The following is a 19,327-nucleotide window of genomic DNA, read 5'->3' as shown; positions in this document are numbered from 1 at the left end:
GGGCTTGAGCGAGAGATCAGCTCCGCAGGGCCTGACGCGCCGCGACAGCTTTCGGGTGGTGGCGGCGGCGGCCGCTCTGACGCCGCCAGCGGTGGCGTTTGCAGCGGAGACCAGAGAGCCTCGCGCCTGGGCGGCGCCGTCGCGCCTCGTCGTGCTCGATTGGGGGCTCGTCCAGACCGTGCTTGCGCTTGGCCGGCTTCCGGTCGGCGTGCCCGCGCCGGGCTGGTACGATCGCTACGCCGTCACGCCGCGGCTGCAAGCCGGTGTGACCGATGTCGGCCTATTGTTCGCCCCCAATTTTGAACTCATCCAGGAGCTGGCCCCGGATGCGATCCTGGCAACGCCGGCGCTGGCACCGGCCCTGCCATTGCTGAGCCGCATTGCGCCTACGGAGCCTTTCGCGGTGTTCCAGCCCAGCCGCGAGCTGCTTGCCCGCTCGCAGCGCGAGACGGCTCGTCTGGCGGATTTTCTGGGCGTCCCGGCTGCCGCGGCCCAGCTATCACTTGCCCATGATGAAGCCATGCTCCGGGCACGCGCCAGGCTCGCGTCGTATGACGGCAGGCCGATCTACCTCGCGAGCCCGATCGACGAGCGCTATGTGACGATCCATACCGCGAACGGCCTGTTCGACGCGATCCTGACAGCGCTCGGGCTCGTCAACGCCTGGAAGACGGCCTCACCCATTGGGTTCGCGCCGGTTCCACTAGCGCAGCTGACCGAAGCAGGGGCTCGTCTTCTCCTGCTTCGTACACCGCTCTTGGCAGATCCCGGCGTGCGACTGGCCAGAAGCGTCTTCTGGCAAGCACTGCGTTTCGTGCGGGAGGGGCGCATCCGCGTTGTCGAACAGGTGCTAAATAACGGCGGCCTGCCGTCCGCCACCCGCTTTGCAACCCTGCTCGCCGACGCGCTGACAGCGCCGGACGGTGCTTTATGACGGCGAACCCCGTGCGTGCCCTGCCCTGCCGCGCCATCTTGCTCCTGCTACTGGCAGCGCCAGCCCTGTTCCTGTTCTGGCTCGATCTTACGCGGCTGGCGCCGCCGGAAGCCTGGCTGCGGATCATTCGCGCACCGGATCGGAATGCGATGGCGGAGCTGTTGTTGCGAGACGCGCTGCTTCCGCGCGCCCTCATCGCCATGCTGTGCGGCGCGGCCCTGTCGCTGGCCGGCGTCCTTTTCCAGCAGATCCTGCGCAATCCCCTGGCGGAGCCGGCAACGCTGGGCGTTTCTAGTGGAGCCTATTTGGCGATCGCAAGCGCGACCTTCTATGCCCCGACCCTGCTTGCGACGTCTCGCGAGGCCGTTGCCTTCGCCGGCGCCGCTACAGCGGGGACGCTCGTCTTCCTGCTCGGCTGGAGCCGCACGCTCTCACCAGTTCGGCTTGTTCTGGCCGGGCTCGTCGTCAACATCACCTGCGGAGCGGTGGCTACGGCGCTCGCCCTGTTCAACGATCAATCTGTGGCGGGCCTTTATCTATGGGCCAGTGGGAACCTGTCCCAGAGCGGCTGGGATGGGACGGCCTATCTGCTGCCGCGTTTCTTCGCCGCGATTTTTGCCACGGCCCTGCTGCTGAGGCCACTGACGCTGCTGGGGCTCGATGAGGGTATTACAGCTGCTCTCGGCCTCTCTCCGGGGCTGGCCCGGTTGGCCGGGCTCGTCGTCGCCATCGCATTAACGGCCTTCGTCGTCAGCGCGGTCGGCAATATCGGCTTCGTCGGTCTCGCAGCGCCGGCCGTCACCAGGCTGGCCGGCGCGCGGCGCCTGCACGACCAGTTCGTCTGGGCACCGCCTGTCGGGGCGGCGCTGCTCTGGCTGGCGGACGAGCTCGCATCCCGAATCGGGATCGGCGCGCAGCAACTCCCGGCGGGCACGGCGACGGCCCTCATCGGCGTGCCGCTGCTCCTGCTACTTTTGCCGCGGCTGAGCCACTCTGGTGAGTTGCCCCGCGACGGCGCCGGGCGAAATGCGCGAGCCTCCCGTCCTCTGGTTATTCTCGCGACGCTCCTTTGCCTGTGCCTGCTTGTCTTCTGCGTCGCAATCAGCTTCGCGCCGGGAGTTCGGGGCTGGCAGTGGGCGAGCGGTGCGCAACTCCACGCGCTCCTGCCCTGGCGGTGGCCTCGCGTGGCGGGCGCGCTCTCGGCCGGCGCGATGCTGGCCGGCGCAGGTTGTCTAATCCAGCGCCTGACCGGCAACCCACTCGCCAGCCCCGAGGTCCTCGGCATCGGTGCCGGCGGCATGCTGGCAATGATCGGCGCGCTGCTGCTCGACCTCCCGCTGGATCCGCTCTTTCAGACGGGTGCCTTGTTCGCGGGCGCAGTGGCAACCTTCTTGTTACTCCTGCTGCTTTCCAACCGGTCCTCTATGTCCGCTGCCCGGATGCTGCTGGCAGGGATTGCGATCAACACCGCCTTCGCGGTCGTCGTCGCTCTCTTCGTCGGCAGCGGCGACCCGCGCGGACTCGTGCTGCTTCGGCTCATCTCGGGCTCGATGTCGTTGGTACGCGAGACGATCGCTGCCGCAATGCTCGTCGCGACACCGGTCCTCTTCGTTTCGTTGCTGGCACTGGCTCGCTGGCTTGCGCTGCTGCCGCTCGGCATGCCTACGGCCAAAGCCGTGGGTGTATCGCCGGCAAGCCGCCTGCTGGTGCTGTGCGCGGCTGCCCTGCTGACGGCCTGCGGTACGCTGATCGCGGGTCCGATGAGCTTCGTCGGGCTGATGGCACCGCATATGGCGAGCATGCTCGGGCTGACGCGCCCCGTGCAGCATTTAGCAGGCGCTATGCTGATGGGCGCAGGGCTGCTGATGGCGGCGGACTGGCTGGGGCGTGTCGCACTTTTTCCCAACGAGCTGCCGGCCGGCATCGTAGTGACGCTGCTGGGAAGCCCCTATTTTCTCTGGCTCCTGCGCCGGCAAGGCGTTTGACAGGCGTATGCCATGATGGCGGGATTTTGGAGGCAGTCACAATCAAGGGGCGGGAAATTTCCGGCTAGTAAAGGCCGTCCTCAAGTGCGTGGCTTGCCGGCATCGGCTTGAGTGCGGTCCCCGGCATCGGTCCGGTCGTCGCTGCGGGCGGCCGCGCCCTATCGCCCAGCCGTGATCTGACAATGTCGGAGGGGCCGCGCAGCCGAACGGATCCTCCGTTCGACGAGACTTTTGATAGGAGCCACGGCAACGCAAACTAGATCGGCTTCGCTAGAGGGGAGCAACGCCGAAAGTGGATTTTCGGACGCGGCGCACCTCCGCATTTATGATTCGTGCGGACATCAAGCTTCCTACCGGAAAGAGGACACTCGCTACTTAAAAGGCAATGGAGCACCCAATGCACGCTGCCCTACCTATTTTGGCGCAGGGCGCGCGGCGTTTCTCCGAATGACGCCTTGAAGTCCCGCGAGAGATGGGCGCTGTCGGCAAAGCCCGTGCCCATGGCGATGTCGGTGAGCGAGCGCTTGCTGTTCAGGATCAGCCATTTCGCATAGTCGAGCCTAAGCTTGCGCTGGAAGGCCGCCGGGCTCTGCCCCAATGAGGCACCGAACAGACGTTCGAGCTGGCGAGAGCTGACGCCGACATAGCGCGCGACGGCGGCGATCGGCGGGGGATTGTCGAGCCGCTGCTCAATAAACTGCGCCGCCTGCTGCACCCTGACGTCGAGATTGGGCGCCAGCTCGGCATAGAAATGCGCCTGCGGCATCTCGGCCGGGCGCATGTCCTGCAGCATCATGTGCCGCATCGCCTGCTGGGCCTTGTCGCGGCCGCAGTGGCGGGCAACGAGATAAAGGCCGAGATCGATTGCTGCGGTCGAGCCCGCGCAGGTAATCAGGTCGCCCTCGTCGATGAAGAGTCGCTCGACCCCGGCCGAGACCTTGGGAAAACGCTCCTTGAACGCGTCGAGCACGTTCCAGTGCACGCAGACCCGGCGCGGGCCGGCGAGGCCGGCCCGGGCGATGGCGAAGGTGCCAGTGCAGATGCCGAGCAGCCGGACACCCGATGTCGCTGCGCGGCGCAGATAGCCGAGCAAGCTGTCGGGCAGGGCGTCGTTGAGATAGTCGTTGCCGCCGCAGACGGCGATGTAGTCGAAACCGGCGGGCTCGAGCAGGCCCGCGTTCGGAGTGACCGAGACGCCGCAGCTCGAGCGGCGCGGCTCCCCATCGAGGCTCATCACCGTCCAGCTGGCATGAAGTTGGCGGCTGCGTCCGCCATGGTCTGCTGCCAGCCGCAAGACATCGATGAGCCCGGAGAAGGCGGCGAGCGTGAACTGGTCGAGCAGCAGGAAGCCGATCCGCAGCCGCGAGACGGGCGTAGCCCCGGGCTGCGACCGGTCGCTGACGGGGTGATGGAGCTGGAGGTTGCTCATGTCGTGATTATTCAAATTTTGGGCCGGCGCATTCTAGTGCCTTTTGCTGCCTCCGCGCCAACATGTTCCTACAGAGGCGCAAAGACGCTCGGCAGAGGAGAACGACGATGACTCGACCCATCCGGCTGGCCGCGGCTATGCTCGCCACCACCCTGCTCACCGCTCCAGCGCTGGCACAGCAGCCCTCGTCGATCACCGTCGCCTGGTATGGCGGCAATTGGGGCGACGCCTTCAAGGCTTGTGTTGCCGAACCCTTCACCAAGGCGACCGGCATCGCCGTCAATGTCGAGATCGGCACCTCGACCGTCACCCTGGCGAAATTGCAGCAGCAGAAGTCCGCCCCCACGATCGACGTCGCCTGGATGGATGGCGGCATCAGCGAACTCGCGCTCGCCGCCGCGGTGACCGACAATCTCGATCCGGCGGCGATCCCCAATCTCGCGAACACCCTGCCGGAAGCGATCTACAAGAGCGGCGCGGCCACCTATGCGGTCGGCACCGGCTATTATTCTCTTGGGCTCACCTACAACACCCAGAAGGTCAAGGCCGCGCCGACCTCCTGGAACGATCTCTGGAAACCGGAGTTCGAGGACGCCGTTACCATCCCCTCCCCGGCGAATTCATCCGGCGTGCCCTTCGTGATGTTCCTCTCGAAGATCTGGGGCCATCCGTCCGGCGATCTTTCCCCGACCTTCAAGAAGATCAAGGACCTCAAGGCCGCGCTGTTCTTCGATTCCTCGGGCGCCGCGACCAACGCATATCAGAGCGGCGAGGCGATCATCGGCGCGCATTTCAACGTCGGCGCCTGGGATCTCGCCGACAAGGGCCTGCCGATTGGCTTCGTCGTGCCCAAGGAAGGCGCCTGGGCTACCGATGCCCGCCTGCATCTGGTCAAGGGCACGCCGAAGAAGGAGGCCGCTGCCGAGTTCATCAACCAGGCGTTGACGCCCGAAGCGTCTGGCTGTCTGGCCGAGAAGCTCTATCTCGGCCCGTCCGTGAAGAACGTCGTGGTGAAGCCCGAGACCGCCCGGAAGCTGCCCTGGGGCGAGACCGGCTCGGTCAAGAACCTAAAGCTCTTCGATTGGGCTGAGATCAACGGCCTGCGCGCGCGCGTCGTCGACGAATGGAACCGTCAGATCGCCCGCAAGTGAGCTGATGGCAACGAGCATCGCGAGCCGCAGCATGAGCCCCATCCTCGCCATAGACGGCCTGTCCAAGCATTTCGGCGGACAGCCGGCGCTGACGGCGATCGAACTCGCTGTCGAGCAGGGCGAATTCATCGCGCTGCTGGGCCCCTCGGGCTGTGGCAAGACCACGCTGCTGCGCTGCATCGCCGGCTTCCTGACACCGGAAGCCGGCGCGATCCGGCTGGCGGGCGAGGATGTGACGCGGCTGCCGCCCTATCGGCGCCCGCTCAACACGGTGTTCCAGAACTATGCGCTCTTCCCGCATATGAGCGTCGCTGAGAACGTGGGCTATGGCCCGCGCCGGCAGGGCGTCGCCAAGGACGAGACGGTCAAGCGTACGGTGGAAGCACTGGAGCTTGTCGGCCTCGCTGGCTTCGGTGCGCGCCTGCCGGCGCAGCTTTCCGGCGGCCAGCAGCAGCGCGTCGCTCTGGCGCGCGCCATCGTCAACCGGCCGAAATTGCTGCTGCTGGACGAGCCCTTGAGCGCACTCGACCTGAAGCTGCGCAAGAAGGTCCAGGGCGAGCTCAAACAGATCCAGCACCGGCTCGGCATCGCCTTCCTATTCGTGACGCACGACCAGGAGGAGGCGCTGACCATGGCCGACCGGATCGTGCTGATGAATCGCGGCCGGATCGAGCAGATCGGCCGGGGGCAGGATATCTATGCGCAGCCGGCGACCCGCTTCGCCGCCGACTTCATCGGCGACGCCAACCTTCTGGCGGTCGAACGACGCGGCAACGGCAGCTTCTCGCTGCTCGATCGTGCGATCACGCTTCGCGCGGCCAATGCGCCGCAGGGCCAACTCACCGGCGTGCTGCGGCCGGAGGATATCCTTGTCACGGCCGAGCCCGTTGCCGGGCGCCTCGCTCTGCCGGCCGTCGTGTCCGAGATCGTCCATGTCGGCAGCCACGCCTCGGTCGCCCTTGCCGTCAGCGGCACCACGCTGGCCGCCCGACTCGCGCCGTCGGCACTTGGTGGCCTGAGCGTGGGCCAGCCCGTCTTCGCCAATATCCGCCTCGCCGACCTCCGCCTCGTGCCGGGAGATGCGTGATGAGCCGAACGCTGCGCCCGGTCCTGCTGCTCTGCGCCCTGCCGGGGGCCTTCTTCGTCGCTTTCTTCCTGGCGCCGATGGTCGTCGTCCTGATCGCGAGCCTGACGACGCCGGCGGGCCGGCCGACCTTCGCGCATTACGTTCGCATCCTCGCCGATGCCTATCACTGGGACGTGCTCTGGGTGACGTTCCGGATCGGCGCACTGACCACGCTCTTCTGCGTCCTGATCGGCTATCCGCTCGCCTGGTATCTCGTCCGCATCGTGCAATGGCGGCCCTGGCGCCGGTTCTGCGCGATCCTGCTGGTCGTGCCACTCTTCACCAGCAACATCGTGCGTTCCTTCGGCTGGATGGTGCTGCTCGGCCGCAATGGCCTGGTCAATGACGGGCTGATCGGGCTCGGCCTGATCGAGCGGCCGATGCGCTTCCTCGGCACCGAGCTCGGCATCCTGATCGGCCTCGTCTACATCCTGCTGCCCTTCATCGTGCTCGCCGTGGGCAATGCGCTCGCCAAGGTCGATCCAGCTCTGGAACATGCCTCTGCCGATCTCGGCGCGACGCCGGCCGCCACCTTCCGCACCATCATCTTCCCGCTCAGCCTGCCCGGCCTGATGGCCGGCGCCGTCATGGTCTTCATGCTGGCGGTCAGTGCCTATGTCACGCCGGCGCTGCTCAGCGGCGGACGGATCACCGTCTTTTCGATGCTGATCTTCCAGCAATACAACTCGGTCTTCGACTTCAACTATGGCGGTGCGCTCAGCATCACCATGCTGGTGCTGACGCTGGCGCTCGTCGCCATCGCCGGACGGCTCAGTGAGCCGAGGAGGGCCTGAGATGGTGTCGGCTCTCATCCGGATCGTCTCCTTCGCCGCGCTGGCCTATCTCGCGCTGCCGCTCGTCGTCCTCGTCGGGGCGTCACTGACCACAACCAGCTTCCTCGCCTTCCCGCCGCAGGGCGTCACGCTCGCCTGGTACGGCAAGATGCTGGGCGACCCATCCTACGTCTCGGCCTTCCTGGTCAGCACGCTGCTCGCCGTCGCCGCGACCATCGTTGCGGTACTGCTGGCGGTTCCGGCTGCGATCGCCATCGCCCGCTATCGCTTCACGGGCCGCGGTCTCCTCGCGGAAACGCTGATGTCGCCGCTGATCCTGCCGCATGTCGTGCTCGGCGCGGCGCTGCTGCAATATGGTAGCGTGATCGGGCTGGTGCGCAGCTTCCCGGCATTGCTCGTCGGGCATGTCGTGATCATCATGCCCTTCGTTCTGCGTGCCGTGCTGCCGCAATTGACCGACGAGCAAAAAAGCCTGGAGGAAGCCTCGGCCGATCTCGGCGCCCGGCCGCTGACCACCTTCTTCCTGGTGACCCTGCCCCAGATCCGCAGTGGGCTCGTCAGCGGCGCGATCTTCGCCTTCATCGCCTCCTGGATCAATGTCGAGCTCAGCATCTTCAACACCACGGCTGAGCTGACCACGATCCCGGTCAAGCTGTTCAATTACGTCCAGTACACGATCGACCCGACCATCGCCGCGGTCTCCGGCCTGACGATCATCGTCGCCGCCCTCGTGATCGTGCTGCTCGACCTCGCCATCGGCCTCGACGTGCTCTCGGAGCGACGCCGCTAACCCCTCGACCAGCTGTTTTCCCAAGGAGCCGCACATGCGCCAGCAGAATGTCTTCGACGTCGTCTACACGCATACCGAGGGTGAGCCCCTCTGCATCATCCATAGCGGGATTCCCTATCCGGCCGGATCGAACATCCTGGAGAAGCGCCGCTTCCTAGAGGAGAATTACGACTGGCTGCGCTGCGCCCTGATGCGCGAGCCGCGCGGGCACAAGGACATGTTCGGCGTGTTCCTGACGCCGCCGTCGAGCCCGGACTACGATGCCGGCCTGATCTATATCGACGGCACCCAGTACTCGCATATGTGCGGCCATGGCACGATCGCGGTCGGCATGGCGATGGTCGCACTCGGCCTTGTCCGGCGCGGCGAGAACGGCCGCACCACCATCCGCTTCGAGACCACCGCCGGGTTGGTGACGGCCGAGGTCGCCAATGACGGCCCGGAGGTGCTCTGGACCCGCTTCGAGAACGTGCCGGCCTATGTCGCGGCGCAGGACGTGCCGTTCGACCTGCCGGGCGTCGGCTCGCTCAAGGCCGACATCGTCTGGGGCGGCAATTATTTCGGCATCATCGACCTGCGCGGCACCTCGCTCCGGATCTCGCCGGAGAACGGTTCCGAGCTTTCGCGCCTCGGCATCATCGCCCGCGAGCAGCTCCGCCAGAAGGTTGCGATCCAGCACCCGGCCTCGGCCCATATCAACAACTTCAACTTCGTCACCTTCTGGCACGAGCCGACGATCGAGGGCGCCTTCTACAAGAACGTCCATGTCTTCTCGGCCGGCCAGCTCGACCGCTCGCCCGGCGGCACGGGCACCAGCGCGATGATGGCGATGTTCGAGGCGCGCGGCCTGATGAAGCTGCAGCAGTCGATCCGCTCAGAAGGCCTGCTCGGCTCCGGCACCTTCGAGGGTTGCCTGGTTGGCGAAGCCAGTCTGAACGGCACGCGCGCCGTGCGCCCCACTGTGAAGGGCACAGCTGGCCTACTTGGCACGGCACGCTGGACCATCAACCGCGACGATCCAGTTGATGCCGGCTTCTTAGTCGCATGAGCGATCCACAGCGCCGGGACAGCCAGCTTGGCTGGCCCGGCGCGTTCGCGAGAGTATGCTGGATATGCGCCATAAACTGAGCTTGGCGCTTTGCCCTAACCGAACATTTGGATGCTGGGCAACGGAAGTCTGTCGCACACGGCGCTTCACGAGCAATTCCACGACCATTTTGGTGTGATCTGGCTGGCGAAGTAAAGTGCCACAAGCTGACGGAGGACCGTCCGGCAGCAGACTCGACTTCAAGTCACCGGCGACATTTTCCGAATGTGATCGATAAACGCACATAGCGAGCCCGGCACCCGCCCGCAGCCGGGATAATAGAGAAACGGGCCGTGACGTGCCGCGAACACTCATTTCCAAAAGCGGTGGGGGACAACTGCAAGACCGCCAGCTGCGCGCTGAGCCCAAACACGTCAGGTTCAATTACGGTTCGGCAGCCCGTGATGACCGGGAAACGAAAATGGCCCGGCTTCCTTTCGGAGTGCCGGGCCTGATGACCGTCGTCGCGCGCAGGCGAACGGTCGCTACTGAAATCGGTGATCTACCTGCCGATCGGTCCCGTGAGTAGATTCGCGGCTCGCGTCCGGAACGACGGTATAGTAGGGAGCCAACGCTTGGACCGCCGGCTCCCTCCTAGCGCTCGCGGCCTGGGGGCTAAGCGGAGCGCGCCGGGACAACCGCGCACGTTTGTGTTGGTTCCACGCCGCCCCCTTGACATCGTTACTTCTTCTTTGCCTCACCGCGCGTCATGAAGGAGCCCTAGCGCTTTCAGGCCAAGGCATCCTGTCGAATGTGGAGCAGGATATTTTGCTTGAGGTCATCCTCGTCGAGCGCCATCGGCGCAAATCCGGCGACGAGATAAGCAATCCTCCGCCGCTGCTCATCGTGCTCCTGCTCCGGAATAGTCAGCTTCACCTCGTTCCATACAGCTTCCAACGCAGCATAGGCCCGGGCCAGATCAGCCGGGTCCGTCAACGATGAAAAAGGCATGGCTCCTTCCCCAAAAAATGGATCTGCGATGAAAAATCTAGGTCCGGCGTCGCCGCTCGCAAGTGGGTGCTAGACAAAAAATGGCCGCGCCGGCCGGAGCCAGCGGGGCCATTCATCGAAAGCCGTCGTCAGGGGTCAACGTGCTCCGGCATCGCCTTCAACTCGTCCTTGGTCCAGTTCGTCACGGCGTGCACATTTCCGTCTTCATCACGCATGAATTCGAGCTGGTTGACCGGCACGGCGACCGGCTTGGCTCCGATCCCGAGGAAGCCGCCAACATCGATAATGGCCTGCGCCATCGGGCCGGAGCCATGGAGATGCGAGACCGAGCCGATTTCCTCGTCGCCCGGCCCATAGATGGTAGCGCCATCGAGAATGTCCGGCGTCAGATCGGTCGTTGAAAGGCGGATATGCTGAGAATGATCCATTGTTTCCTCCGAGGGTTGTTACAGACCAAACGGACGGAAAGCGATCGCGTTCCTCGCAGCACCGGCTCAAAACAAATACGGCCGCCGCTGCCGAAGGAGCGACCGCCGAAGTTTTGGAAGGAACGTCCAAGGAGGGCCGCCCTTATGAGGCGTGGCGACGGCCGAGGATTAGCTCGGCGATGGCGGGACGCCCATCACGGAACACTCGAGCGAGATTGTCCTGAGCCCCTGTGCACCCGGAAACTGATCGGCCCCCGAATGGTCACGCCATTGATCCGCAGCGCGGGATCCCGGCCGGAACAACCGGCTCTGACGAAAGCATCGCGGCCCCCTATACTATCCAAAGAGAAAAAGACCCCACCGGATGTCCGGCGGGGCTGTGGGCTCAAGCAGCCGTGCGATAGATGCCGTCGGTAGCCAGCTTCGCGAGCCGCTCGTCGGTCGCAGCTTCCTCTTCGAGGTTCTGCTTGAGGAGCGATGCGCAGTCATTGCGACCGCTGCTTTGCCCAGGCGACCAATGTGCGTAACGCATGATCTCGTAACGCTCGACCGCCAGGCGGCATCTCGTAACGCTCGACCGCCAGCGGCGCGGATTGTTCGACAGAAAACGCTCTTACTCGTTTTCGGCCGGCCGCTAACCTGACGAATGAAAAGCTCTTCTATCCCGTATATCCCGGCGCGAGGGCAGGCCGTCCCAAGGCGGGATTGACCCCGCGCCGACAGCGCGGGGTCGAAGGGTCTTATTCGATGACCTGGATGATCTTGCGTGTCTTCGGCTCGACGATCACCGTTCGATCATTGACAACGGTGTAGCGATAGCCCTTGGCGCCGAACTCGGCCGGGACTTCACGATAGGTCACGCCCGTCTCCGGGAGCACCGCGCCGACACGCACGTCCTCTTGGTAAGTGTACGACGGAACTTCGTGAGCCCTGACATAGGTCTTGAAGCGTGGCGTGGCGTCGCCCGCAATACCACCGACGACGGCGCCGCCGACGCCGCCCACGACCGCCCCGACAGGCCCGCCGACGATCGCGCCACCGACGGCGCCGGTCGCCGCACCAGCGGCAGCGCCACCACGCGCGGCTTCGGGGTTCTGAGCGAACGCCAGCACCGGAACCATCGCGACCGCGGCAGCGAGAATGATCTTCTTCATCAGTCCACCTCCTCGTTACCCCCAGATGGAGGCCTCAACTTAGAAGTCTTATAAACGGTTCCCTGGAAGCGTCCGTGTGACGACCTCGTTTCTCGGCGCATTTCAGATCCGAGCAATCCAAACGTATCGCAAGGCCTGCGCGCCAACAGCCATGATGAAACCATCTCGTCAAACGGCCAGTGACGGCCTGCGCGATCCTGCAAAAGTAGACGATGCGCTGTTTCGCCCCGAGGTTCGGCGGGCCTTCCGGGTGATCGTCGCGCAAGGCTGAACGGACGCGCTGCGCAACATGCGCCCCCGAGGAGCGCATCTACACGTTCTAGATTGTTTCAGGAACGCATGCGGGCGCGATGGCGGCCTGCGCCTCGACCACGTGCTCCTCGGTACAAATCTGGCGGAGCAGCTGATGGCGGCCGAGGTTGACCGCCCTGTCCGCGGCTGGAACGAGGCTAGCGACCATGCACCCACCTGCATACGCCTCGCGGGAATCATGGCGAAGTAGAAGGCCGCCCGCACTCTATCGGCGTCGCGATCTCGTTTCGGCGTCGATCCCGCCTGCCTCGGACCGCTCCCAGCCAAAAACGCTTCGCCCGCCATAAGCAGGCGAACGGCGCCGTTCTTCGGCGACATATTCGCCGAGCGTCGGGCCTGTCGCGCTCCGCTCCAGCCGGCGGCTCTCGCTGTCCAGCCGCGCGATCGCGGCAAGACGGTCATCCTGACCGAGCTTCGCTTGATTGACGGCCGAGCGCAGGACGGCGATCGTCTGATCATAGACTTTGATCGGCACAGCGAAAGGCTGCCGGTCCTTGCCGCCATGGGCGAGCGAAAAACGCGCCGGATCGCTGAAACGGCAGGGCGCACCGTGCAGCACTTCGGCGACCATCGCCAAGGAGCGTACCGTGCGGGCGCCGATCCCGGGCACGAGCAGGAGCTCGGAAAAATCGGCCGGGCCGCGGTCGGCCGCAGCGGCCAAAGCGCCATGGAGGCGTCGCACCATCACGTCTTGGGGCCTGACATCGTGATGCGCCGGCATCACGAGATGTGGGAGGGTCAATTGCGGAGCGCTCCGATCAGTGCTGGGGTGAGCCGGCTGCAACGCCGCCAATTCCCGAACGATCCCGTCGGGCCCGTGCTCGCGCAGCAGCGCGACCTGGGCCTCGCGCGCGTGATCTGCGCATGCATCGGTGAGGTTGATGATATTGCCTGCACTTCGCCCTTCGATCGCAGCGTGGGGCGCCTCGACAAAGCTGCCGAGCTCCTCGGAATGCCAGTGATAGCGCCGCGCCAGGCCGTTATCCCCGTTCATGCCCTGCTGCACGACCGTCCAGTGGCCGTCATCGGTTACGAAGAAGCCGTGCAGATAAAGGTCGAAGCCATCCTGCACTGCCGCGCTGTCGACCTTGGCGACGAGCCGGCTTGCCTGCGCCAGGGCCGTTCCGTCGAAGCCGACCTTGGCGCCGATCTGTTCGAGCTCCGCAGGTGTGCGGCGGGATTGGTTGCCCCGTCCGCCGCAGACATGAAGCCCCAGCTCGCCGGCAAGAGGCGTCAGGCCGCGTTTCAACGCCCCGATGACGCTGGTCGTGATTCCGGAAGAATGCCAGTCCATACCCATGATCGCGCCGAAGGATTGGAACCAGAAAGGGTGTGCTAAGCGCCGTAGCAGCTCGTCCCTGCCATAGTGCTGGATGATCGCTTCGCAAATGACGCTGCCCAACCTAGCCATGCGTTCGCCGAGCCAGAGCGGAACCCGTCCGTAATGCAAAGGGAGATCGGCGCTGCCTGATCGACGTGTCATGAGACCGGGGAACGAAAAAGGAACAAGCCTTATAATCTCGCCCGAGATCTTGTGCCAGCCCAGGCGTCCATCGACCGACCAAACATCTCAAGTCGGGATATGAAGCAGCATTGCAAGGCGACCTCCGGCTCTCGTGCAAATCTCCGTTGCCGACGGAACAGCAGAGCCTCTGGAGCGTCCTGATTCTGGGATCCTAGAGGTCTGACAGCATTCGAACCGGAGACGTCGAGCATGGCCAATGGCAATCGTGATGCACTCAACGACCAGATCGCTCTCCTGCGCCGGCAAGTCTCGGATCTGACCGAGTTGGCGGCAGCCGCCTCAGGCTCGGCTCAGGAAGAAAATTTGCAGGAGCAGATCAACGCGAAACAGGAACGCTTGAACGAACTTCTGAAGGAGCGTGGCGACGCGACCTAGACGTCAGACCAGTTGGGCGCCACGATCGATATCGTGTGGCGCGATCACAGTTTCATCCAGACCGGCGCACCTAGACTGTCGTGCCGGGTCGAGCGGTGTGTATCGGTGTGGCCCGTTTTCCAGGACTGCGACACCGCCGCACGATCCTGCGCTATGGCATTCTTCGAGCCGGTCCTGGCCATCATTTGAGAGCCGTCTTGTTGTCGGCGGGTTGGCGACCTCGCGACGCATCGGAGTCCTCTACCCCGTCGTACTCGCGATGGCGGGCCACTCCCGGATCAGGTTCGGCGGCTCGACTTGGTTTGGGCCGACACGCGATCTCCAGCCGCTCGCTCGGCGCGCCCGACGATGCGGCATCGGGGACAGCGGTTAGTTGAAGCTCCTTCCGCTATATTTGCGAGCGCGTTAGGGTTGCAAGCCAGTCAGAGAACTTTTCATTCGCAGTTCGACGTTGCCAGTCGGCCAGGGTGTAGGGTCTGGAGGCTGCGAGATCCTTGTTGAAGATTTCGACCTGGGATGCAGCGACCCCTCTGTCAAAGAAATTGATATTGGCTTCGTCGTTGAGGCGAAGCGCGCGATCATCGATGTTCGTCGATCCGATCGACGTCCAGATATCGTCCACGATCACGAGCTTGCAGTGATAGAAGGTCGGTTGATATTCGCTGATTTTAACTCCCGCTTCCAAAAGCTCCCCCCAAAAGTGCCGTGACGCCTTCCTGACGATCCGAGCGTCGGTCTGATTGCCCGGAATCAGGATTTCGACCTGCACTCCGCGGTGGCGAGCTTCCAGAAGCTGGGCCCTCGTCATCTCGTCGGGCACGAAATAAGGGGTGGCTATACGTATACTGCGCTCTGCAGATGCCAGCGCCGTCATCAACATTAGGTGCATCACGTTGCGCTGATGCGGTGAACTTACCACAATCTGCGCTGCGTTTCCGCCCTGTTGTGGAATCTCTGGAAAGTAGCGCCCCCCCAACAGCAACTCGCCTGTGGCTTCGATCCAATGTTCGGCAAACGCCGCCTGCAACTCGGCCGCAGCGGGCCCTTCGATCCGATAGTGATTGTCTCGCCACTCGCTTGGCGAGCGAGCATCCCCGTTCCATTCGTCCCCGATTCCGACCCCTCCGGTGAAACCAAGCCGGCCATCCGTGATCAGAAGTTTGCGATGAGTGCGGTTGTTGAGACGATCGAGCGAGTACCAACTGACGGGCCGGAAGCGGACGACTTGCACGCCTGCTTCATGCATCCGCGTGATGAGCGCCTGATCCATGGGAATGCTTCCGACCCAATCGAGGAGGACCTTCACGCTCAACCCCTCGCGAGCCTTGGCCGACAGAGCATCGGCAAACTCATTTGCAATGTTGCCGCGCCAATAAATGTACGTTTCAAAGCTGATCGTTTCTCGCGCCTCGCGGATGGCCCGCAGCATCGACGGAAAAATCTGATTGCCGTTGACGAGCGTGTCCACGGAATTTCCGGGAATATAGTTCGATCCGAAAAGTGCTCCCATGGAGGTCTTGAGCTGGCGATCCTCTGAAGCGAAGCTGTGTGGCAGCGGCTGACGCAGTTCCTGCGGGGCGGGCAACAGGTTCCCGATAAGAACGCTCCCCGCCACGCCAAGTGCGGCAGATGCGATGCCAATGACCATCTGACGGAGTCGGGAGTTCATTTGACCCGCGAGTTAGAAGAATTGCCGCTGGAACGAGCGCAGGCTCGCGCTCACGTGGACGCAACGCGCGAATTCGGCCGCAAGTTTCATCGCTAGCGGCCCTGTCGGCCCGACACTCACCGACCGTCTGCCATTCCCAAGCCTGAGGTGAAGTCGCGCGCAAGAGCGATGAATTCTCTGAACGCAGCAGAAGGGTTCTTTCGGCCAGGGTAATAGAGACAAAGTGGCGCCACGGGCTTCATCCAGTCCTCTAAGACCTGGACAAGACGACCGTCTTGGATGTCTCCGCGCACATCCGACTCCATAAAAAAGCCCAGGCCGATGCCGGTGAGGACAGTAATCCGCGAAAGGCTAGCCTCGTCTAGTGTGATGGGCCCCTTGACGTCGATTTGAACAGGCTGGTCGTCCTTCTCAAAATGCCATCGATAGATCTCGCCGTCGGGCAACCTGATACGGATACAGGCATGGTTGAGCAGGTCGAGGGGCACGCGGGGTTTGCCGTGTTTCTCAATGTATGTCGCCGAGGCGACCACGACATGTGACCTGGACGGTCCGATCGGGATGGCGATCATGTCGCTTGGGACAAAATCCGCGCTTCTCACACCAAGATCGAAGCCGCCTGCGACCACATCGACCAAGCGCCCCTCAGTGACCAGGTCGATATGGACCTGCGGGTAGCGTCGCAGATACTCCAGAATGACAGGTGCGAGGATCTCGCGCGCGGCGGTGGGAAAGGCGTTTATCCGGATCGTACCCGAAGGGGTTTCCTGCTGCGACTTGGCGCTATCCATGGCGCTGTGAATGTCGACAAGGGCAGGACCGACCTGCTCGACGAAATTCCGCCCTGCATCTGTGAGCGAAACGCTGCGGGTTGTTCGGTTGAACAGCCTAACCCCGAGCTGCCGCTCGAACTTCGCAATGATGTTGCTCAGCGCAGTGGTGGAAACCTGCAGTTCGACCGCTGCCGCGCGGAACGACTTCCGGCGCGCGATGGCCATGACGGCGTCCAGCTCAATGACGGTGTGGCCGATCATTATCCCGATTTTCGTGATGCTTCATACCAATTTATCCCGATTATCAATCTCCGTGTCCAGCGCTAAATTGATGTCAGTAGAAGTCCTCAAATGCACAGCGTCCGAGGTAGGTCAAAGCAAGGTCACTATAATATGAATTCACCTAGCAGGAGATTACGAATGTCGATTGAACTTCCGCTCGCAATCTCTCGATATTTTGAAGCCGACCGAACCCGAGATACTAGATTAATAGTGCTGTGCTTTTCACCCGACGCAACTGTTCACGACGAAGGTCGTGTCTACAGCGGCCTGGATGAAATCCGTCAGTGGAAAAATGAATCATCGAAGAAATACAGCTACACGGCCACGCCATTTTTGATTGTGCAGGAGCGTGGCCGCACTGTTGTCACCAGTCATGTCGCGGGCGACTTCCCAGGCAGTCCAGTCGATCTGCGTTACTCTTTCCGGTTGGAGAACGACAAGATTGCCGAGCTGGAGATCACCCTATGAGCCCATTCATCAGCCTCAAGGGCAAGCGGGCGCTCGTGACGTCCGGTACACGTGGCGCAGGCGCCACGACGGTCAAGCTCTTTCGAGAGCTGGGAGCCCAGGTCCTGACCAGCGCCCGGTCGAAGCCAGAGGACCTGCCGGCCGAGATGTTCGTGTCGGCCGACCTTACAACGCCGGAAGGCTGTGTAGAGCTGGCGAATACCGTCCGCGTGCGTTTGGGCGGAGTCGACATCATCGTGCACATGCTGGGCGGCTCCTCAGCCCCGGCCGGAGGATATGAGGCCCTTACCGACAAGGAATGGCAGAAAGAGCTCAACCTCAACCTCATGCCGGCAATTCGTCTCGATCGCGAGTTGGTTCCGGCGATGACGGCGCAAGGCAGCGGTGTCGTCATCCATGTCACATCCATTCAGCGAGTCATGCCGCTGCCGGAAGCGACCATCGGTTATGCCGCAGCGAAGGCCGCGCTCTCTTCCTACAGCAAGAGCCTTTCGAAGCTGGTTTCGCCAAAAGGGGTGCGGGTGGTCCGTGCCTCGCCCGGCTGGATCGCCACGGAGGCGTCCCTGGCTCTGGCGGAGCGCCTCGCCGCACATCACAGCGTCGACGTTGAGGCTGGCAAGAAGATGATCATGGATTCGCTCGGTGGAATACCGGTCGGTCGTCCGGCCGAGCCCGACGAAGTCGCAAGCTTGATCGCCTTTCTCGCGTCAGAGCGAGCAGGAAGCATCACCGGCAGCGAATATGTGATCGACGGCGGGACGGTGCCGACAGTTTAAGCGGCCTCAGCCGTCGCGTTAGCTCTTGGAGGCAGGACCCATCCCTGGCTCTGCTGCTCCTAAGGCTGCGGTATGCCTGTAGATCGCGTCGCGAAGTTGCCTGATGAGAGAGCCTCCCAAGGTCGCCGACCGTCTCCCCGGATGCCTCGACCGGACTGTCGTTCAGGCAAAGCGTAGAGCCAAATGTGAAAGACAGCCTGAGAAATCGGTTTCTCAACACATAAATTTCTGCTATATCCTCTGAGAAACCGATTTCTCAGATCGGAGGACAAGTGACAAACACGGGGCCCAGCGAGCGGGTAACGATTTACGACGTGGCGCACGCCGCGCGCGTCAGCACCGCCACGGCTTCAAAAGCTCTCAACGACACGGGGCGCGTCTCGCTCGAAACGCGCGATCGCATCAAGCGTGTTGCACGGGAGCTCGGCTTTCGGCCGAACGCGTTGGCCCGCAGCCTGACACGCAAGCGCAGCTTCAGCGTTGGCTTGCTGACCAACGATACCTATGGCCGCTTCACGCTGCCGTTGATGGCCGGGATCTCGGAAGGGCTGATTGACCACGGTGTTTCGGTGTTTCTCTGCGCTATCGGAGATAACCCGGACCTGGCGAGGATTCATGTCAATGCGATGCTCGACAAGCAGGTCGACGGCATCATCGCGACCGGCAAGCGCATCGACAAACCGTTGCCAGTGGACCTCACTCGTCTTTCGGTGCCGGTCGTCTATGCCCTGACCGCCGGCCCGAGCAATGCTGTCACCTTGGTGTCGGATGACCGCCAAGGTGCGACGGCAGCCGTGAACCATCTTTTGGCGCAAGGGCGCCGACGTATCGCTCACGTCACCGGCCCATCGGATTTTCAGGTGGTGCACGAACGAGCCTCGGCCTTCGCACAGGCGCTTGCCGAAGTCGGCGCGACGAGCAATGCGAGGATCCTTTTCGGCTCCTGGTCGGAACATTGGGGTCACCAGGCCATCGAGGCTCTTTGGTCCGGCGCCGATAAGCCGGACGGCATTTTCTGCGGCAACGACCAGATTGCGCGGGGCGTGGTGGACGCGCTGCGCGAACGCGGCGTGAGTGTGCCCGATGACGTGTCCGTGGTCGGCTTCGACAACTGGGAGATCGTCGCCAAGGAAACGCGCCCGCCGCTGACGACAGTCGACATGAATCTGAAGGAACTCGGCCGGCAGGCCGGGCTGGCGCTTTTGCGCCTGGTCAATGGCGAGGCGGTCGAAACGGGAGTCTGGAAGCTGCCTTGCAGCCTGATCGTACGCTCGTCTTAGCGAGAGCATGAGCAACCAAAAACGGCCGCCAAAAACCA

General features: G+C 63.4%; 20 protein-coding genes. 12 read left to right on the top strand and 8 right to left on the bottom strand.

All coding sequences use genetic code 11. The annotated features are described in order from the left end of the window. The first annotated feature begins 4 nt into the window (after window positions 1-4). The gene (locus tag AB6806_RS20805; RefSeq protein WP_370955447.1) at window positions 5-934 is read left to right on the top strand and encodes an ABC transporter substrate-binding protein; all 930 of its coding nucleotides are present in this window, start codon (window positions 5-7) and stop codon (window positions 932-934) included. After that, on the top strand, window positions 931-2,919 hold the full coding sequence (fhuB, locus tag AB6806_RS20800; RefSeq protein ID WP_370955446.1) for a Fe(3+)-hydroxamate ABC transporter permease FhuB: 1,989 nt from the start codon (window positions 931-933) through the stop codon (window positions 2,917-2,919). The genes AB6806_RS20805 and fhuB overlap by 4 nt, the downstream gene beginning before the upstream one ends. 409 nt (window positions 2,920-3,328) lie before the next feature. Here the strand turns inward: fhuB and AB6806_RS20795 are convergent, their stop codons facing one another. After that, complete coding sequence (locus tag AB6806_RS20795; RefSeq protein WP_370955445.1) at window positions 3,329-4,348, bottom strand: GlxA family transcriptional regulator; 1,020 nt, start codon at window positions 4,346-4,348, stop codon at window positions 3,329-3,331. Between the two features lie 107 nt (window positions 4,349-4,455). On the opposite strand from AB6806_RS20795, the gene AB6806_RS20790 reads away from it, so the two are divergent. Genes AB6806_RS20790 through AB6806_RS20770 form a run of 5 tightly spaced genes read left to right on the top strand, consistent with a single transcriptional unit; the run spans window position 4,456 to window position 9,257 of the window. Further along, window positions 4,456-5,499: an ABC transporter substrate-binding protein gene (locus AB6806_RS20790; protein WP_370955444.1), complete on the top strand. Its 1,044-nt coding sequence runs from the start codon at window positions 4,456-4,458 to the stop codon at window positions 5,497-5,499. 31 nt (window positions 5,500-5,530) lie between these two features. Further along, a complete protein-coding gene (locus AB6806_RS20785; RefSeq protein ID WP_370955443.1) occupies window positions 5,531-6,586 on the top strand; it encodes an ABC transporter ATP-binding protein in 1,056 nt (351 codons plus the stop codon). After that, window positions 6,586-7,419, top strand: coding sequence for an ABC transporter permease (locus tag AB6806_RS20780; protein WP_370955442.1), 834 nt, complete (start codon window positions 6,586-6,588; stop codon window positions 7,417-7,419). The genes AB6806_RS20785 and AB6806_RS20780 overlap by 1 nt, the downstream gene beginning before the upstream one ends. A gap of 1 nt (window position 7,420) precedes the next feature. Beyond that, a complete protein-coding gene (locus AB6806_RS20775; protein WP_370955441.1) occupies window positions 7,421-8,209 on the top strand; it encodes an ABC transporter permease in 789 nt (262 codons plus the stop codon). 34 nt (window positions 8,210-8,243) lie between these two features. Beyond that, complete coding sequence (locus AB6806_RS20770) at window positions 8,244-9,257, top strand: proline racemase family protein (protein WP_370955440.1); 1,014 nt, start codon at window positions 8,244-8,246, stop codon at window positions 9,255-9,257. 768 nt (window positions 9,258-10,025) lie between these two features. Here AB6806_RS20770 and AB6806_RS20765 read toward each other — a convergent pair. The 4 genes from AB6806_RS20765 to AB6806_RS20750 all read right to left on the bottom strand — a co-directional run bounded on the left by AB6806_RS20765 (window position 10,026) and on the right by AB6806_RS20750 (window position 11,832). Continuing rightward, complete coding sequence (locus AB6806_RS20765; protein WP_133561252.1) at window positions 10,026-10,247, bottom strand: hypothetical protein; 222 nt, start codon at window positions 10,245-10,247, stop codon at window positions 10,026-10,028. A gap of 128 nt (window positions 10,248-10,375) precedes the next feature. After that, window positions 10,376-10,675 carry a PRC-barrel domain containing protein gene (locus AB6806_RS20760; RefSeq protein WP_370955439.1) on the bottom strand — a complete coding sequence of 100 codons (300 nt, stop codon included), beginning with the start codon at window positions 10,673-10,675 and terminating at the stop codon, window positions 10,376-10,378. A 385-nt stretch (window positions 10,676-11,060) separates the two neighbouring features. Beyond that, window positions 11,061-11,231 (bottom strand): DUF892 family protein, encoded by a 171-nt coding sequence (locus AB6806_RS20755; protein ID WP_370955527.1) that lies wholly within the window; start codon window positions 11,229-11,231, stop codon window positions 11,061-11,063. A 184-nt stretch (window positions 11,232-11,415) separates the two neighbouring features. Further along, entirely contained in the window at window positions 11,416-11,832 is a 417-nt protein-coding gene (locus AB6806_RS20750) for a DUF1236 domain-containing protein (protein WP_370955526.1), read from the bottom strand. A 73-nt stretch (window positions 11,833-11,905) separates the two neighbouring features. Here AB6806_RS20750 and AB6806_RS20745 point away from each other — a divergent pair, with 73 nt between their 5' ends. After that, window positions 11,906-12,100 carry a hypothetical protein gene (locus AB6806_RS20745; protein ID WP_370955438.1) on the top strand — a complete coding sequence of 65 codons (195 nt, stop codon included), beginning with the start codon at window positions 11,906-11,908 and terminating at the stop codon, window positions 12,098-12,100. A 246-nt stretch (window positions 12,101-12,346) separates the two neighbouring features. Here the strand turns inward: AB6806_RS20745 and AB6806_RS20740 are convergent, their stop codons facing one another. After that, complete coding sequence (locus AB6806_RS20740; RefSeq protein WP_142021481.1) at window positions 12,347-13,624, bottom strand: DUF763 domain-containing protein; 1,278 nt, start codon at window positions 13,622-13,624, stop codon at window positions 12,347-12,349. Between the two features lie 231 nt (window positions 13,625-13,855). Between AB6806_RS20740 and AB6806_RS20735 the strand changes: the two genes are divergently transcribed. Beyond that, entirely contained in the window at window positions 13,856-14,041 is a 186-nt protein-coding gene (locus tag AB6806_RS20735) for a hypothetical protein (protein ID WP_112764259.1), read from the top strand. A 388-nt stretch (window positions 14,042-14,429) separates the two neighbouring features. Here the strand turns inward: AB6806_RS20735 and AB6806_RS20730 are convergent, their stop codons facing one another. Next, window positions 14,430-15,689: a phospholipase D-like domain-containing protein gene (locus AB6806_RS20730; RefSeq protein WP_112764258.1), complete on the bottom strand. Its 1,260-nt coding sequence runs from the start codon at window positions 15,687-15,689 to the stop codon at window positions 14,430-14,432. A gap of 137 nt (window positions 15,690-15,826) precedes the next feature. Further along, on the bottom strand, window positions 15,827-16,744 hold the full coding sequence (locus AB6806_RS20725; RefSeq protein ID WP_370955437.1) for a LysR family transcriptional regulator: 918 nt from the start codon (window positions 16,742-16,744) through the stop codon (window positions 15,827-15,829). Window positions 16,745-16,903: 159 nt separating this feature from the next. Here AB6806_RS20725 and AB6806_RS20720 point away from each other — a divergent pair, with 159 nt between their 5' ends. The 3 genes from AB6806_RS20720 (at window position 16,904) to AB6806_RS20710 (ending at window position 19,289) form a co-directional block, all read left to right on the top strand. After that, a complete protein-coding gene (locus AB6806_RS20720; RefSeq protein WP_370955436.1) occupies window positions 16,904-17,233 on the top strand; it encodes a nuclear transport factor 2 family protein in 330 nt (109 codons plus the stop codon). Further along, window positions 17,230-18,009, top strand: a complete 780-nt coding sequence (locus AB6806_RS20715; protein ID WP_370955435.1) for an SDR family oxidoreductase — start codon at window positions 17,230-17,232, stop codon at window positions 18,007-18,009. The genes AB6806_RS20720 and AB6806_RS20715 overlap by 4 nt, the downstream gene beginning before the upstream one ends. 233 nt (window positions 18,010-18,242) lie before the next feature. Next, complete coding sequence (locus tag AB6806_RS20710; RefSeq protein WP_370955525.1) at window positions 18,243-19,289, top strand: LacI family DNA-binding transcriptional regulator; 1,047 nt, start codon at window positions 18,243-18,245, stop codon at window positions 19,287-19,289. Window positions 19,290-19,327 lie beyond the last annotated feature (38 nt).

Source organism: Allobosea sp. RCC_152_1 (genome assembly GCF_041360765.1).
Lineage (GTDB): Bacteria > Pseudomonadota > Alphaproteobacteria > Rhizobiales > Beijerinckiaceae > Allobosea > Allobosea spartocytisi.
This window is presented reverse-complemented; position numbering and strand designations above follow the sequence as displayed.

Excerpts from the sequence above, each read along its gene's own strand:
- fhuB (WP_370955446.1), top strand. The coding sequence starts at position 931 with ATGACGGCGAACCCCGTGCGTGCCCTGCCCTGCCGCGCCATCTTGCTC.
- AB6806_RS20795 (WP_370955445.1), bottom strand. The coding sequence starts at position 4,348 with ATGAGCAACCTCCAGCTCCATCACCCCGTCAGCGACCGGTCGCAGCCC.
- AB6806_RS20790 (WP_370955444.1), top strand. The coding sequence starts at position 4,456 with ATGACTCGACCCATCCGGCTGGCCGCGGCTATGCTCGCCACCACCCTG.
- AB6806_RS20785 (WP_370955443.1), top strand. The coding sequence starts at position 5,531 with ATGAGCCCCATCCTCGCCATAGACGGCCTGTCCAAGCATTTCGGCGGA.
- AB6806_RS20780 (WP_370955442.1), top strand. The coding sequence starts at position 6,586 with ATGAGCCGAACGCTGCGCCCGGTCCTGCTGCTCTGCGCCCTGCCGGGG.
- AB6806_RS20775 (WP_370955441.1), top strand. The coding sequence starts at position 7,421 with ATGGTGTCGGCTCTCATCCGGATCGTCTCCTTCGCCGCGCTGGCCTAT.
- AB6806_RS20770 (WP_370955440.1), top strand. The coding sequence starts at position 8,244 with ATGCGCCAGCAGAATGTCTTCGACGTCGTCTACACGCATACCGAGGGT.
- AB6806_RS20765 (WP_133561252.1), bottom strand. The coding sequence starts at position 10,247 with ATGCCTTTTTCATCGTTGACGGACCCGGCTGATCTGGCCCGGGCCTAT.
- AB6806_RS20760 (WP_370955439.1), bottom strand. The coding sequence starts at position 10,675 with ATGGATCATTCTCAGCATATCCGCCTTTCAACGACCGATCTGACGCCG.
- AB6806_RS20740 (WP_142021481.1), bottom strand. The coding sequence starts at position 13,624 with ATGACACGTCGATCAGGCAGCGCCGATCTCCCTTTGCATTACGGACGG.
- AB6806_RS20735 (WP_112764259.1), top strand. The coding sequence starts at position 13,856 with ATGGCCAATGGCAATCGTGATGCACTCAACGACCAGATCGCTCTCCTG.
- AB6806_RS20730 (WP_112764258.1), bottom strand. The coding sequence starts at position 15,689 with ATGGTCATTGGCATCGCATCTGCCGCACTTGGCGTGGCGGGGAGCGTT.
- AB6806_RS20725 (WP_370955437.1), bottom strand. The coding sequence starts at position 16,744 with ATGATCGGCCACACCGTCATTGAGCTGGACGCCGTCATGGCCATCGCG.
- AB6806_RS20720 (WP_370955436.1), top strand. The coding sequence starts at position 16,904 with ATGTCGATTGAACTTCCGCTCGCAATCTCTCGATATTTTGAAGCCGAC.
- AB6806_RS20715 (WP_370955435.1), top strand. The coding sequence starts at position 17,230 with ATGAGCCCATTCATCAGCCTCAAGGGCAAGCGGGCGCTCGTGACGTCC.